Below are 15,036 nucleotides of genomic sequence, written 5' to 3'. Positions count from 1 at the left end.
GGAATAACAGTTTACTTCGAGTAAAGCTCGACGATGAGCTGCTCCTGCAGCGGAATGTCGATCTGAGCGCGCTCGGGCAGCTGGTGCACGAGGATGCGCAGGGTATCAGGAACAACCTGCAGCCATGCCGGTACGTTGGCATCGATGAGGGCGTCCTGAGCATCTTCGAACCATTCCATCTTCTTGGAGCGGTCACGGACATCGATGATGTCGTACTGGGTGACCTTGTAGGAAGGAACGTTGATGTTCTTGCCGTTCACGGTGAAGTGACCGTGGGAGACAAGCTGGCGAGCCTGGCGGCGGGTGCGTGCCAGACCTGCACGGTAAACTACGTTGTCCAGGCGGGACTCGAGCAGGATAACCAGGTTATCGCCGGTCTTGCCCGGGAGGCGGTTAGCCTCTGCGTAGTAGCGACGGAACTGACGCTCCAGCACACCGTAGGTGTACTTTGCCTTCTGCTTCTCCTGGAGCTGCAGCAGGTACTCAGATTCCTTGATGCGGTTGCGGCCAGCCTGTCCCGGTGGGTACGGGCGGCGCTCGAATGCCATATCTCCGCCGACCAAGTCGACGCGAAGACGGCGGGATACGCGGGTAGCGGGGCCAGTGTAACGAGCCATTTTCTTACCTCTTCCTTTCCCTTAAACCTTGCGGCGCTTGGTCGGACGGCAGCCGTTGTGCGGCTGTGGGGTGGCATCCGTGATCGAGGAAACCTCGAGGCCTGCGGCCTGCAGGGAACGGATGGCGGTCTCACGGCCGGAGCCTGGACCCTTGACGAATACGTCAACCTTCTTCATGCCGTGATCCATTGCCTTACGGGCAGCGTTCTCGGCTGCCATCTGAGCGGCGAACGGAGTGGACTTACGGGAACCCTTGAAGCCAACGTGGCCGGAGGATGCCCAAGAAATAACAGCACCGGTCTGATCGGTGATCGAGACGATGGTGTTATTGAAGGTGGACTTGATATATGCGTGGCCGAGAGCCACATTCTTCTTTACGACGCGACGGCCGGAACGGCGCGCGCCGGAACGAGTCTTTGGAGGCATGAATTACTTCTTCTTTCCTGCGATCGTCTTCTTCGGACCCTTACGAGTGCGCGCATTAGTCTTAGTGCGCTGGCCACGTACAGGCAGGCCACGACGGTGGCGCAGACCCTTGTAGCTACCGATTTCAATCTTGCGGCGGATATCAGCCTGAACCTGACGGCGGAGGTCACCCTCAACCTTCCAGGTAGCCTCAATTGCGTCACGGAGCGCCGACAGCTGGTCATCATCCAGGTTGTCAGTGCGCAGGTCAGGAGAAATGCCAGTCTTTTCTAGCAGTTCCTTGGCACGGGTTGGACCGATGCCGTAGATGTAGGTGAGAGCGACCTCCATACGCTTATTGCGTGGGAGGTCAACACCAGCTAGACGTGCCATATGGCGTGTCCTTTCGGGTTGTTACGGCGGTTTTCTCCCCATCCGTCCCACTCCATGCAACGCTTCGCCCGGACCGTGCCGGGAATCCTTGGGTTACTTACCAGTGTGGGCTCAGGCCACCGTAGCCTGAGGTGGACAGGGTGAACCTACAGGTTCACCCTTGGGTGAGGAGGCTTACAGTTTTTACTTGTAGCGGTAGACGATGCGTCCACGGGTCAGGTCATAAGGAGACAGCTCTACAACCACGCGGTCCTCTGGGAGGATGCGAATGTAGTGCTGACGCATCTTGCCAGAAATATGTGCAAGAACCTTGTGTCCATTGTCGAGCTCGACACGGAACATTGCGTTGGGCAAAGGCTCGATAATGCGGCCTTCTACCTCGATTGCGCCTTCCTTAGCCATAACCTCTACTTTTCTGGCGACGGACAAGTGTGCCGTCACCTGCATGTTTGTTGTCTACTGCGGTGGCGTATCTGCGCCAGTCTCACTGGCGTAATACACCGACTTAACAGCATACGCTGCAGCGACACGTTTTCCAAACCAGTGCGCTTTTCGACGTCGAGTTATGCGATTCCCTCTCTCCCCTAGCCTTGTGCCCACAGTCAGCATTTTAAGACCGCCAGAGAGAAGAAATCCCCCACACCGGCCCTCCTTCACGGAGAACCAACGCGGGGGAATCAATTAGTGCAGTGGCGGGAGACTTTAGTAAATGAATACCTTATCGCCGACCTGCACGTTATCCCAGTAACGCTTTGCAGCGTCCGGCGGCAGGTGTACGCAACCATTGGAGTCAACGGCCGGGTCATCCAAGTGGAAAGCGTGGCCATTGTTGGTGAAGTAGATGGAGTACGGCATCGGCGCGTTATTGAACTCGCGGGAGATTTCGTGCTCTACCTTGCGGGTGACGTGGAAGGTGCCGCGTGGGGTTTCCTGACCTTGCATGCCAGCCGACATTGCCGGGGAGACATAGGAGACCTTGCCACCGTCCTGCAGCCAGGTGCGGCGACCGTTCAAGTCAACACAAACCTTGGCGTCCGCTGGGCACGGACCACGGTCAAACTCGTTAGCGCGGCGCTGTGCTTCCGCCTTGCGTGCGGCAGCCTCGGAGCGAGCCTTCTCAGCGGCAACGCGCTCGGCATTAGCGCGGGCCGCAGCCTCGCGAGCCTTGCGTGCTTCCTCATTCTTCTGAGCAATCAGGCCTGGGAAGAGGAATTCAACGGCGCCATCCACCGCAGTCTGAACGCTAGGGGCCAGCTCAGGAGAGAACTTCTCTGCCTGGTCCAAAATCTGGTTGCGGGTGTTCCACGCCTGTTCGCGGGTCTGGCCGTAGAAATTATCCAGCTGTGCCTTTGCATCAGCGGTGAGCTTATCTAGGCCGGACTGAGAAGCGAGCTGTGCGAGGTCAGAGTTTGCCTTGGAGCTGAGCTGATCCAGGTTAGGAACCTCCTGGGCAGTAGCGGCTGGAGCCGCAACGGTGGCGCTCAAGGCCATCACGCTAGCGACTGCGGGCGCTGCAACCGTGGCACGGAACTTGCGGAAGCTAAATTTAGACATGGCTGTGAGTATAAACCTTTCGGGGGGTATCTGCCTAGTACAACAGGCAATATTGGGGAATATGTGTCAGTAGCGACGGGTGAGAATACGGGGACCATCGGCGGTGGCGGCCACCGTATGCTCCCAGTGGGCGGCAAAGGAACCATCGAGGGTAACGACCGTCCAGTCATCCTCTAAGACGGCGGAATCCTCTGTACCCAAAGTTAGCATGGGTTCGATGGCCAGTACGGAACCTTCTTGAATCAGCGGGCCCCGCCCGGGCCGGCCTTCGTTGGCTAGGTACGGTTCCTCATGCATGGTGCGGCCAATTCCGTGCCCGCCGTAGCCATCGACGATAAAAAGCTCCACACCGAACTTCTCCTCAGCACGGCGGGTGGCTTGTTCGAGGGCATAGGAGACATCGGTAAGCAGATTGCCTGGAACCATAGCTTGCATGCCTTCCATAAGGACCCACTCGGTGGCCTTATTGAGGGCTTCGACATCTGAGTCGAGCTCGCCCACGGCGAAGGACCAGGCGCTATCGCCGACCCAGCCGTCGAGCGTGGCACCACAATCAATGGAAACTAGATCACCTTCGGCGAGGACGGTTTCCTGGTCTGGGATTCCGTGGACGATGACATCATTAACGGAAGCGCAAATGGAGCCCGGGAAGCCTTCGTAGCCCTTGAAAGTGGGATAAGCCCCGGCATCGCGAATGATCTGTTCGGCCACTGCATCTAACTCGAGGGTAGATACGCCAGACGCCGCAGCAGCGCGGACTTCCTGCAGTGCCTTACCGACGATCTCGCCGGCGGCCTGCATGGCGTCTAGCTCACCCGGGGTACGGGCGAGGATGCGCTTACTGCGGCGTCGAAAAGCCATGCTTACTTACCCAGTGCTTCCATCGCACGGGCGTTGATCTCCTCCACGGTGCCTTCGGCCTTGATGGGGATAATGGCATCGCCGTAGTGCTCAATGAGCGGGAAGGTCTCCTCACGGTATACACCGAGACGGGTGCGAATGGTCTCCTCGTTATCGTCGGCGCGGCCGCGAGCCATCATGCGCTCGACAACTACGTCCTCAGATACCTCGAAGTTGAGCACGCCGTCGAGCTTCTCGCCCTTCTTGGACAGCAGCTCTTCCAGGATGTCTGCTTGCTCGGTAGTACGAGGGAAGCCGTCCAGCAGGAAGCCATTCTTGGCATCGTCCTGGTTGAGGCGATCCTCGACCATACGAGCGGTGACGTCGGTAGGTACCAGCTTGCCTGCATCGATATAAGACTTTGCTTCCACACCCAGCGGAGTGCCTTCGCCAATATTGGCGCGGAAGAGATCGCCGGTGGAGATATGCGGAACGTTTAGCTTCTCGCTGAGGATAGCTGCCTGGGTGCCCTTGCCGGCACCGGGAGGTCCTAGAAGTACAAGACGCATTACTTAAGTAGTCCTTCGTAGTTGGATTGCAGTAGCTGGGACTCGATCTGCTTGACCGTAGTCAAAGCGACAGAGACCATAATCAGGATGGCCGTACCGCCAAAGGCGGAGGTACCGCTGGCAGAAGCGCGGCCCACACCGAGATCCAAGAGGATATTCGGCAAAATGGCGATAACTGCCAAGTACAGGGCGCCCACGCACAGCAGACGGTTCATCACATAACCAAGGTACTCCGCGGTCGGACGGCCCGGGCGGATACCCGGAATGAAGCCACCATACTTCTTCATATTATCCGCCTGCTCTGCCGGATCGTACTGAACCGAAACGTAGAAATAAGCGAAGAAGATAGTCAGCACGAAGTACAGCACGATGTACTGCCAGGACGATGGCGCCTGCAGGTGTGCGATGACATTGCGCTGCCACCAGTTATCGGGGGTACCGGCGGAGCCAGAGTTCACGATCTGGGTAATGAGCACCGGCATGTAGATAAGGGAGGAGGCAAAGATGACCGGAATAACGCCGGCCTGGTTGACCTTCAGCGGCAGGTAGGTAGAGGAACCACCGTACTGACGGCGGCCAACCATGCGCTTGGCGTACTGGACCGGAATGCGGCGCTGGCCCTGTTCGATGAAGGTGATGCCCACAACGAGGACAACCAAGCCAGCAACGACCATGGCGAAGACGAGTCCACCATTGTTCTGCAGGATGCTTACACCATCGGTTGGAAGGCGGGTTGCGATACCAGCGAAGATGAGCAGGGACATACCGTTACCGATGCCCTTTTCGGTGATGAGCTCGCCCATCCACATCACCAGCACGGCGCCCGACGTCATGGTGATTACCAGGACGATGAGGGTAAAGAAGTTACGGTCTTCTGCCAAGACCTGCACGCCCTGGCCCAGCAGCTGCTCGCGGTCTGCCAGTGCGACGATGCCGGAGGATTGTAGCAACGCCAACGCCAAGGTCAGGTAGCGAGTGTACTGGGTCATCTTGGCCTGACCGGACTGGCCTTCCTTCTTCAATTCCTCGAAGCGGGGAATGACCACGGTCAACAGCTGCACGATAATCGAGGCCGTAATGTACGGCATGATGCCGATGGCGAAGATCGACAGCTGCAGCAACGCGCCACCCGAGAAGAGGTTAATGACGGAGTAAAGGTCTCCGGACTGCTCGGTCAGCTGGCGCAAGCGGCCAGCAATTGACGCATAGTCAACACCCGGGGACGGAATCTGTGCGCCGACGCGGTACGCAATGACCATCACGATGGTGAAAATGATCTTCTTACGTAGGTCGGCATCCTTAAAAGCCTGGATAATGGCGGACACTACAAAATCCTCCTGGCCTACCGCTGCCGAACGCGAAATCTAGGGAGGGTTTCGCGCTCATACACGGAGGTGGAAACTCATCTGCCCCTAGGAAACCGCACCCCTCAAGCTGGACAGCTAAGGGGAATTTTAGGCTTCTTTCAGGGACGGTTGAACACTTATGACCCCACAACCCTACCAGCCTTGTCCCCCATAGCCACATTAATACCCAATAGTGTGACCATCATTGCTTGTTCTTTCGCACGTTTTGCCTACGGGGTTTACCATGAGGGGGTATTGCACACATGCAATCCCCTAGTAAAGTCTCCGACCTCACAGCCCCATGAGCCACGAGGCCGTTATTGGTGTGAACCAACTATTTTCGAAAGAAGTACTTATGAAAAAGAAATTCACGCCGATGACCGTAGCTGAGATCATCGACGTATTTGTCCCTAGCCCCAATCCCTTCCGCTGGGAAGCCTTCGACGGATCCGCGACCGGACCGGAGGATGCCCAGTACAAGGTGACTATTAACAGCCTTGAAGGCTTGTCTTTTATAGCCACCCATCCCGGCGATGTGGGATTCGCCCGCGCCTATGTCACCGACGGCATCACGGTACACGGCGATCACCCAGCCCACCCCTATGGCATCTTCGACGCCCTACATGCCATGTACGACAAATTCCACAAGCCGGATGCAAAAACGCTGGCACGTGTTGTCCGTTCCCTAGCGTCCATGGGTGCCTTCCAAATCCAGCCGGTACCAGAGGTAGAGCGAGCCTCGTGGCTGCGCCGCAAGCTACACGACGGCCTATCCAAGCACTCGAAGCAGCGCGATGCTGATGTCATTTCTGATCACTACGACGTGGGCAATGACTTTTATGAGCTCTTCTTGGGCGATTCGATGACCTATACCTGCGCCTACTACCCTTCCCCAGACGCCACTTTGGAGGAAGCGCAGGAGAATAAGTACCGCCTCATCTTTGACAAGCTGCGCCTCCAGGAGGGCGACCGCCACTTGGACGTGGGCTGTGGCTGGGGCGGCATGGTGCGCTACGCAGCGCGCCGCGGCGTGAAGTCCATTGGCGTCACCCTATCCAAGGAACAGGCAGAGTGGGGCCAGCGCAAGATTGAGGAGGAAGGCCTCCAAGACTTAGCGGAAGTACGCTTCATGGACTACCGCGATATCACCGAAGAGGGCTTCGATGCTATCTCCGCCATCGGAATTATCGAGCACATCGGTGTAAAGAATTACGATGACTTCTTCAAGTTCCTCCATGGCAAGTTGAAGGTGGGCGGCCTGATGCTCAACCACAACATCACCTACCCGGATAACCACAAGACGCCCAAGGGCGGCTTCATTGACCGCTATATCTTCCCCGACGGCGAGCTCACCGGTTCCGGCAACGTCACCAAGGCCATGCAGGACAACGGCTTTGAGGTCATCCACACCGAGTCACTGCGCTTTGACTACATGCGTACGCTGCATGATTGGTGCGAGAACTTGAAGGAAAATTGGGACGAGGCCTGCGCCACCGTGGGACTGCCTACTGCCCGCCTCTACGGCATTTATATGGCCGGTTCAGAGTGGGGATTTGAGCGCAATATCATCAACCTGTACCACTTCCTCGGCGTCAAGCTGGGCGAGGCCGGCTCCCGCGCCGGCGTGCCCGAGCGCCGGTGGTGGGAAGATAGCCGCTTTTAAGGAGGCTTGCTATGACTCTCATTGATAATCTGCGCGAACGCGTTGCCTCCGCTCAACCACGCCCGGTAGATGCCATGCCCATTGAGCCGGTGGGGTGGGCGGCGCACCAGGAGGGCGTCGACAAGCTGCTCGCCAGCTTCCGTGCCGTACCGGCCGGAAAGCGCGTGCGCCTAGCCAAGAAAACTTCTAATCTTTTCCGCAGCCGTAGCGAGGAGCAAGAGGGCCTAGACGTATCCGGCCTGGGCAGCGTCATCGAGGTCGATCCGGTTGCTCGCACGGCCGATGTGCAAGGTATGTGCACCTATGAGGACCTCGTCGATGCCACCCTTCCCCATGGCCTCATGCCCTTCGTCGTACCGCAGCTTAAGACCATTACTTTGGGCGGTGCGGTTACTGGCATGGGCGTGGAATCCACGAGCTTTCGCAATGGCTTGCCGCACGAGTCCGTCCTCGAGATGGACGTGCTTACCGGCACGGGTGAGATCCTTACCTGCTCCCGCGAGCAGAATGTGGATCTCTTCCGTCTCTTCCCCAACTCCTATGGCTCGCTGGGCTATGCGGTGCGCCTGAAGATCGAGTTAGAGCCCGTGCCCGCCTATGTGGAATTGCGCGAGGAGCGTTTCCACACCGTGGAGGAGGCGAGCCGCGTGCTTGCCGACGTCGCCTCTTCCCACACGCACCGCGGCGAGCCCGTCCATGGCCTCGACGGCGTGGTCTTCTCCGAGGACGAGGCCTACCTCGTCTTCGCCCGCTTTACCGACGAGGAGGGCCCAACCTCCGATTACACGCGGGACAAGATTTACTACCGCAGCCTCCAGCACGCCTCTGACATTCGGCGCGACCGCCTGACCATCCGCGACTATATCTGGCGCTGGGATACCGACTGGTTCTGGTGCTCGCGCGCCTTTGGCGCGCAGAACCCGAAGGTGCGCAAGGTGTGGCCGCGCGAATTGCGCCGCAGTTCTTTTTATTGGAAATTGGTCCGGCTCGACCGCAAATACGAGCTGGAATATAACTTCATCAAAAAGCCCCACGGCAAGCCACGTGCTGAACGCGTGGTCCAAGATATCGAGGTCACTCCAGAAAACCTGCCGGAATTCCTCCATTGGTTCTTTAATGCTTCCGATATCCAGCCGGTGTGGCTCTGTCCAATCCGACTTCGCGATGGCGTGGAAGAGCTAGTAGGCACCGGCGACCTCGCCTCTAACTCGAGCGACCCCTGGCCGCTCTACCCGCTTCGCCCCGGGCAGACCTGGGTCAATGTTGGCTTTTGGTCCGGCGTAGAAGGCGACCACGTCGACCCTTCCGCCCCGAATAATGGCGCTTTCAACCGCGTCATTGAATCCAAGGTCAACGAGCTTGGCGGACACAAGTCCCTTTACTCTGAAGCCTTCTATTCCCGGGAAAAATTCGAAGAACTCTACGGTGGCAACCTTCCCGCCACCATCAAAGCGGTTACCGATCCGGATGACCGCTTCCCTGGCCTGTACGAAAAAACCGTAGACGAGGCCTAGGCCTTCCCTCCCCCGCGCCTACCCTGGTTGGAAAAGCATAAAGGGTGGAACGCCCTCCCCGAGCGTTCCACCCTCTTTTTTCGTCCCGAAGTCTTGGGACACTCGCGCTTTAGTAGGCCGCGGTGATGTTGTCGTAGCCGTTGATCTTCAGGGCGTCCATGACGCGCTGCACAGCTGCCTCATCCTTCTCCGGGTTATAGGTCTCCGGGAAGGTCAGGTGAGCAGAGTGGTCATCCTTAAACTCGATGTTCATGAACTCGTGGCCGGCCTCCTGGGTAGCTAGGGCCAGCTCACGCTGCACGGCCAGCTTACCGCTCTGCAGGTTGCCACCGTTGAACCCTGGATCGACCTCTTCGGCACCCTCTGCGTCACCGTTGATGACGTCTTCCTTGTCACCGGTGATACGGCCCTTCTCAGCGTGAGCGCCGGGCTGCTGGTCCTGAGCGTTCTGCTCGCCAACTTCGGCAGGCGCGGTCTGAGTGGTCTCAGCAGGATCCGGCTGGGAGAGCTGTTCCTGGGCGTCGACTGGGCCGGTAGAGCCGGCAAATGGCATGATGGCAGCGACTGCGGTTGCGAGCAGCGAAGAAATAGACGACATAAGAGTCTCCTTAACGGTAGATGATTTTCAACTAAGATTGACTTTAACACTCATGAATATATATCGCCATACCGGCAACCTTATTTATTAATAAAGGTTTCCTGTCAGCTATTTCCAGCACCAATTGTGTCCATAACCAAGGTACTGCGCTCTATACCGGCACCAGGGCGCTTACCAAACGAAATCGTCCCCCTGCTCCGCTGGTGCGGAGAGGGGGACGAAAATCTACTTGAAAGAGATTACTTGGTGTTGGCGGATCCGCCAGCAGCCTCGATCTTCTCAACAGCAGACTTGGAGAACTTGTCAGCGGTGACGTTCAACTTAACGTTGATGTCGCCGTTGCCCAGAACCTTGACCGGCTTATTAGCGCGGACCAGGCCAGCAGCTGCGATGTCAGCAACGGTGATGTCGCCGCCATCTGCGAACTTCTCAGCCAGGTCAGCAACGTTGACTACCTGGTACTCAACATGGTTCGGGTTCTTGAAGCCCTTCAACTTAGGCAGACGCATGTGGATCGGCATCTGGCCACCCTCGAAAGCAGCGGAAACCTGCTTACGAGCACCGGTGCCCTTGGTACCGCGACCAGCGGTCTTACCCTTGGATGCCTCACCGCGGCCAACGCGGGTCTTAGGCTTATTTGCTCCTGCGGTTGGGCGCAGGTCGTGCAGCTTGATGATATCAGCCATGGTTTACTCCCCTGCCACTTCTTCGACGGTGACCAGGTGGCGAACCTTGTGAACCATACCGCGAACGATCGGGGTGTCCTGCTTAACTACGGACTGACCGATGCGCTTGAGGCCGAGGGCCTCAATGTTCTTGCGGTGGTTCGGCTTGGTGCCCACCAGGCCCTTTACCTGTGTAATCTTCAGAGCCATTGCTTATGCCTCCTGACCTGCGCGCTTGCGCAGCATACGGGCCGGGGTGACCTCTTCGATGGACTTGCCACGACGTGCGGCAACCTCTTCAGGGCGGACCAGCTGCTTGAGGCCGTCCACGGTAGCGCGGACGACGTTGAGTGCATTGTCGGAGCCCAGGGACTTCGACAGGATGTCCTGCACGCCAGCGCATTCAAGCACTGGACGAGCAGCACCACCGGCGATAACACCGGTACCAGGTGCGGCAGGCTTCATCATAACGATGCCAGCTGCGTCGCGACCCTCAACCGGGTGGGTGATGGTGCCGGCAATCATCGGAACGCGGAAGAAGTTCTTGCGAGCCTCTTCAGCACCCTTCTGGATTGCGGCCGGGACTTCCTTGGCCTTGCCGTAGCCAACGCCAACCTGACCCTGGCCGTCACCAACGACGACGAGAGCGGTGAAGGACATGTTGCGGCCACCCTTAACGGTCTTGGAGACGCGGTTGATGGTCACAACGCGCTCGATGTACTTATCGCGCTCGTTGTCCTGGTGGTTACGACGATCGTTGCGGCGGCCGTTGCCACCGCGGTTGTTCTTGTTGTTCTCGGCGGAGCGTCCGCCGTCACGCTGTTCACGGTCCGACATTAGGCGTTCCTTCCGTTGATGTTTCCGTTGACGATGATCATTAGAACTTCAGACCACCTTCACGTGCGGCGTCAGCCAGCGCAGCGACGCGGCCGTGGTACTTGTAGCCTGCGCGGTCAAATACGACGTGCTCGATGCCAGCGGCCTTTGCGCGCTCGGCAACCAGCTCGCCTACCTTGGCAGCCTTGGCCTTCTTATCGCCCTCGAGTGCACGAACGTCCGCCTCCATGGAGGATGCGGAGACCAGGGTGTGGCCTGCCAGGTCATCGATGACCTGGACGTGCATGTGACGTGAGGAGCGGTGAAGAACCAGGCGCGGTGCCTCAGGGGTGCCGCGCAGGGTCTTACGGATACGGAAGTGACGGCGTGCGCGTGCTTCGCGACGACGGGAGGAGATGTCCTTGCCGACTGGAGTGCGCTTGGTGTTTTCAGTGTTTGCCATTGCTTACTTACCCGTCTTTCCGACCTTGCGACGGATCTGCTCGCCTTCGTAGCGAATACCCTTGCCCTTATAAGGATCGTCCTTACGCAGACGACGGATATTAGCGGCGATCTGTCCGACTAGTTGCTTGTCAATACCGGTAATGGACAGCTTGGTTGCGCCGTCCACTGCGAAGGTAATTCCCTCCGGAGCCTCGATGAGGATCGGGTGGGAGTAGCCCAGGCTGAATTCCAGGTCCTTGCCCTTCTGCTGGACACGGTAGCCGACACCGAAGATTTCCATCTTGATGGTGTAGCCCTCGGTCACGCCGATAACGGCGTTGTTCAGCAGGGAGCGGGACAGACCGTGCAGAGCACGGTGCTTGCGGTGGTCATCAGGGCGGGAGACGGACAGTACGCCGTCTTCCAGGTTGATGGCGATTGGCTCTGGAACGTTAACGCTCTGGGTACCCTTTGGGCCCTTCACCTCAACGTCTTGGCCGTTGATCTTGATTTCGACGCCGTTTGGCACGGCGATTGGTGCTAGACCGACTCGAGACATGTGTCAAACCTCCCTTTACCAGACGTAGGCGAGAACTTCTCCGCCTACGCCCTTCTCCTCAGCCTGACGGTCAGTCAGCACGCCGTGGGACGTGGAAATAATAGCCACGCCCAGGCCGCCCAAGACCTGTGGCAGTTCGGTGGACTTTGCGTACACACGCAGACCCGGCTTAGACACGCGACGCAGGCCAGACAGGGAGCGCTCGCGGTTGTTGTACTTCAGCTCGAGGGACAGGGTGTGGCCCTCGACGGTGTAGTCAGCGATGTAGCCTTCCTGCTTCAAGATGTCGGCAATATTTGCCTTCAGCTTGGAGGTAGGCATCGACACGGTGTCATGGTGCGCATTACTTGCGTTGCGCACACGCGACAGCATGTCGGCAATAGGATCAGTCATAGTCATATGAGTGACCGTGTACCTTTCTCGTTGCGGTTCCCGTGCTCACCAAAGCGTTCTCCGTGTGATTTCGGGCTACTCACGCTCCCCACGGTCAGTACCGTGAGGCGCTCGCCACCCTTTGATTCAGACAACGGTCCGCTATCTACGGCGAGGGGCCTACAACAAAGTTGAAATGAACTTCTTGAATTGCGGGTACTCATCCCCATGTGAGCTGCATAAACAGCGTGCGGGCACGAGTCCGAGCATTTACATTACACGTCGACCTGGCCTTTTCCAAAATTCTCCCTGCTTATCGGCAAGCTTGCCGGCATGACCCCAAACGTTACAGTTTCTCGTGCCAATCCCGTCGCTAACCGCTTCGACAACCCACGCATCGGCCACCGCGTCACCGCGCCTGCAGGCGTGGGCGGCGTATACCACGCGATGGAGAAGGCAATCCCGAACCACGGCCTCGTGCCGCTGCTGAAAATGAACCAGCATGGAGGCGTTGACTGCCCCGGCTGCGCCTGGCCGGAGCCGGGGCAGGGCGACATCAACTTCGTCGAGTTCTGTGAGAACGGCGCCAAGGCCATCGCCCAGGAGACCACGTCCAAGCGCGTGTCCCGCGAGTTCTTCGCCAACACCACCGTCCGGCAGGTGCGCGAGATGCCGGACTAGGAGCTCAACCAGCTCGGCCGTCTCACCGAGCCCATGCTCTGCGACCGCTCGCTCGGCGACGAGAAGTACCACCCCGTCTCCTGGGACGAGGCCTACGACCTCATCGCGGAGCAGCTCAAGGCCACGGACCCGAACCGCGCCATCTTCTATACCTCCGGCACGGCCGTCAACGAGTCCGCCTTCATCTTCGGTGTGCTGGGCCGCCGCCACGGCTCCAATAACCTGCCGGACTGCGCGAACCTCTGTCACGACTCCACGGGTGTCGCGCTCGCCAAGACCGTGGGCGTGGGCAAGGGCTCCATCGTCATGCAAGACATATACAACACGGAACACATCATCTCCGTGGGCCAGAACCCGGGTATCAACCACCCGCGCTCGCTGACCGCCTTTAAGAAGCAGAAGGAAAACGGCGGCAGGTTCATCATTATCAATCCCATGCCGGAGACTGGTTTAATGAAGTTCAAGGAGCCGCAGTCCGTCAAGGGCGCCCTCGGCGTGGCCGACAAGATTAGCGACGAGTACGTCCAGGTTCGCCTCGACGGCGACCGCGCGCTGTTCCAGCAGATCAACCGCGAGGTCATTCGCCGCGACTTGCTCGACCGCAAGTTCTTGGAGGAGTTCTGTTCCAACGTCGACGAGACCATCGCGCACCTTAATTCGCTTGACGATGCCGCCCTTTCCCGCGGATCCGGAGTCTCCCAGGCCGAGGTCAAGAACATCGTCGACTACGTGGAGAAGTCCGAGACGGTTGTTCTCGCGTGGACGCTGGGCGTGTCCCAGCACCGCAACGCGGTGGCCACCATCCAGGAAATGATGAACTTCCTACTGCTCACCGGCAACTACGGCAAGCCCGGCGCGGGCTCCGGCCCGTTCAGTGGCCACTCCAATGTCCAGGGTGACCGCACGATGGGCATCTCGTAGAAGATGCCGGAGTGGTTCCTGGCCAACATGGAAGAAAAATTTGGCTTCGACGTTCCGCGCGAGCACGGCGTTTCTTCCACTGGCGCGGGTATCCAGCTGCGCGAAAAGAACGTCGATTTCTTCCTGTCACTGGGCGGAAACTACATCCGCGCGATGTCGGACACGACGGCGCTTGAAGACGGCATTTCTGCCACCTAGCAGTCGGCCCACATGCTCACCAAGCTCAACCGCACGTGTGCGTGGCTGGGTGAGAAGTCGCTTATCTTGCCGGTGCGCTCCCGCACCGATGTCGACATTCAGGCCTCGGGCCCGCAGAAGGTCTCTGTCGAGGCATCGGACTCCAAGGTTTCCGCGTCCTTCCCGAAGCGCCGCGGAAACCGCGACCTGAATCTCCACTCCCAAATGCAGATCATCTGCGGCATCGGCGAGCGTGCATTCGGCGACGCCTTCTAGCGCCCGATGATGGACAACTACGATGTCATCCGTGATCACATCGCGAACGTCATCCCTGGTTTTGAGAACTACAACGAGCACCTCAAACGCCCCAGCGGCTTCATGCTCCCGCACGCGGCCCGCGAACGCATCTTCAACACCTCGGACGGCAAGGCCCAGCTGACCATCAATGCCACCGACACCATCGAGCTTGAGGGCGACCAGCTGCTGCTGACCACGGTGCGCAGCCACGACCAGTACAACACCATCTCCTATGGCCTGGTTGACCGCTACCGCGGTGTGCGCGGTGGACGCCGTGTCATCTTCATCCGCAAGAAGGACCTGGCCGAGCGCGGGCTCAAGGACGGCGACATCGTCGACGTTGTCTCCGAGTACGCCTCGGGCCGCCGCGTCGCGCCGAACTTCCGCCTGGTCGAGTACGACATCGCCAAGGATTACGTGGGCGGCTACTTCCCTGAGCTCAACATCCTCGTGCCTGTGGAAGAGATGACTAAGGACTCCGAGACTCCCGTTTCCAAGTCCCTCATTGTCCGTCTGGAACCGACCGGCAAGAACGCGAACGACTTCTAAGTCGCCGCACCCCCGTTAGTCCCGTCGCGAGCGGGACTTTCGCGGTTGTAGGCAGG

General features: G+C 58.7%; 17 protein-coding genes and 1 pseudogene. 3 read left to right on the top strand and 15 right to left on the bottom strand.

Annotated features, from left to right (window positions below):
- Positions 1-11 precede the first annotated feature (11 nt).
- The 8 genes from rpsD to secY form a co-directional block, all read right to left on the bottom strand.
- Positions 12-617: a 30S ribosomal protein S4 gene (rpsD, locus tag WMQ00_RS00320; RefSeq protein ID WP_005322762.1), complete on the bottom strand. Its 606-nt coding sequence runs from the start codon at positions 615-617 to the stop codon at positions 12-14.
- Positions 618-638: 21 nt separating this feature from the next.
- Positions 639-1,043, bottom strand: coding sequence for a 30S ribosomal protein S11 (rpsK, locus tag WMQ00_RS00315; RefSeq protein ID WP_005322764.1), 405 nt, complete (start codon positions 1,041-1,043; stop codon positions 639-641).
- A 3-nt stretch (positions 1,044-1,046) separates the two neighbouring features.
- Positions 1,047-1,415: a 30S ribosomal protein S13 gene (rpsM, locus tag WMQ00_RS00310; protein ID WP_005322765.1), complete on the bottom strand. Its 369-nt coding sequence runs from the start codon at positions 1,413-1,415 to the stop codon at positions 1,047-1,049.
- 183 nt (positions 1,416-1,598) lie between these two features.
- On the bottom strand, positions 1,599-1,817 hold the full coding sequence (gene infA, locus WMQ00_RS00305) for a translation initiation factor IF-1 (protein WP_004566852.1): 219 nt from the start codon (positions 1,815-1,817) through the stop codon (positions 1,599-1,601).
- A 300-nt stretch (positions 1,818-2,117) separates the two neighbouring features.
- Positions 2,118-2,969 (bottom strand): L,D-transpeptidase, encoded by an 852-nt coding sequence (locus tag WMQ00_RS00300; protein ID WP_248100330.1) that lies wholly within the window; start codon positions 2,967-2,969, stop codon positions 2,118-2,120.
- Between the two features lie 66 nt (positions 2,970-3,035).
- Positions 3,036-3,830, bottom strand: coding sequence for a type I methionyl aminopeptidase (gene map, locus WMQ00_RS00295; protein WP_301732281.1), 795 nt, complete (start codon positions 3,828-3,830; stop codon positions 3,036-3,038).
- 2 nt (positions 3,831-3,832) lie between these two features.
- Positions 3,833-4,378: an adenylate kinase gene (locus tag WMQ00_RS00290; protein WP_023020592.1), complete on the bottom strand. Its 546-nt coding sequence runs from the start codon at positions 4,376-4,378 to the stop codon at positions 3,833-3,835.
- Positions 4,378-5,703, bottom strand: a complete 1,326-nt coding sequence (gene secY, locus WMQ00_RS00285) for a preprotein translocase subunit SecY (RefSeq protein WP_049360584.1) — start codon at positions 5,701-5,703, stop codon at positions 4,378-4,380. The genes WMQ00_RS00290 and secY overlap by 1 nt, the downstream gene beginning before the upstream one ends.
- A gap of 376 nt (positions 5,704-6,079) precedes the next feature.
- Here secY and WMQ00_RS00280 point away from each other — a divergent pair, with 376 nt between their 5' ends.
- Both WMQ00_RS00280 and WMQ00_RS00275 read left to right on the top strand, forming a co-directional pair.
- Positions 6,080-7,387 (top strand): class I SAM-dependent methyltransferase, encoded by a 1,308-nt coding sequence (locus WMQ00_RS00280; RefSeq protein WP_248100332.1) that lies wholly within the window; start codon positions 6,080-6,082, stop codon positions 7,385-7,387.
- An 11-nt stretch (positions 7,388-7,398) separates the two neighbouring features.
- On the top strand, positions 7,399-8,901 hold the full coding sequence (locus WMQ00_RS00275) for an FAD-binding oxidoreductase (RefSeq protein ID WP_248100334.1): 1,503 nt from the start codon (positions 7,399-7,401) through the stop codon (positions 8,899-8,901).
- Positions 8,902-9,010: 109 nt separating this feature from the next.
- Here the strand turns inward: WMQ00_RS00275 and WMQ00_RS00270 are convergent, their stop codons facing one another.
- From WMQ00_RS00270 to rpsH, 7 genes are all read right to left on the bottom strand, one after another.
- Positions 9,011-9,499, bottom strand: a complete 489-nt coding sequence (locus WMQ00_RS00270; protein ID WP_023020588.1) for a hypothetical protein — start codon at positions 9,497-9,499, stop codon at positions 9,011-9,013.
- A 239-nt stretch (positions 9,500-9,738) separates the two neighbouring features.
- Entirely contained in the window at positions 9,739-10,185 is a 447-nt protein-coding gene (rplO, locus tag WMQ00_RS00265; RefSeq protein WP_005322777.1) for a 50S ribosomal protein L15, read from the bottom strand.
- Between the two features lie 3 nt (positions 10,186-10,188).
- A complete protein-coding gene (gene rpmD / locus WMQ00_RS00260) occupies positions 10,189-10,374 on the bottom strand; it encodes a 50S ribosomal protein L30 (protein ID WP_023020587.1) in 186 nt (61 codons plus the stop codon).
- A 3-nt stretch (positions 10,375-10,377) separates the two neighbouring features.
- Positions 10,378-11,001: a 30S ribosomal protein S5 gene (gene rpsE, locus WMQ00_RS00255; protein WP_023020586.1), complete on the bottom strand. Its 624-nt coding sequence runs from the start codon at positions 10,999-11,001 to the stop codon at positions 10,378-10,380.
- Positions 11,002-11,041: 40 nt separating this feature from the next.
- Positions 11,042-11,443: a 50S ribosomal protein L18 gene (gene rplR, locus WMQ00_RS00250; protein WP_005322788.1), complete on the bottom strand. Its 402-nt coding sequence runs from the start codon at positions 11,441-11,443 to the stop codon at positions 11,042-11,044.
- A 3-nt stretch (positions 11,444-11,446) separates the two neighbouring features.
- Complete coding sequence (rplF, locus tag WMQ00_RS00245) at positions 11,447-11,983, bottom strand: 50S ribosomal protein L6 (protein WP_023020585.1); 537 nt, start codon at positions 11,981-11,983, stop codon at positions 11,447-11,449.
- 15 nt (positions 11,984-11,998) lie between these two features.
- Complete coding sequence (gene rpsH / locus WMQ00_RS00240; protein ID WP_005322799.1) at positions 11,999-12,382, bottom strand: 30S ribosomal protein S8; 384 nt, start codon at positions 12,380-12,382, stop codon at positions 11,999-12,001.
- 306 nt (positions 12,383-12,688) lie between these two features.
- Here rpsH and WMQ00_RS00235 point away from each other — a divergent pair.
- Positions 12,689-14,980 (top strand): annotated as a pseudogene (locus WMQ00_RS00235) (FdhF/YdeP family oxidoreductase).
- The last annotated feature ends 56 nt before the right edge of the window (positions 14,981-15,036 follow it).

Source organism: Corynebacterium sp. KPL2825 (assembly GCF_037908445.1).
GTDB classification, from domain to species: domain Bacteria; phylum Actinomycetota; class Actinomycetes; order Mycobacteriales; family Mycobacteriaceae; genus Corynebacterium; species Corynebacterium kefirresidentii.
The sequence above is the reverse complement of the archived record's forward strand: the minus strand, read 5'-3'. Positions and strand labels throughout refer to the sequence as shown.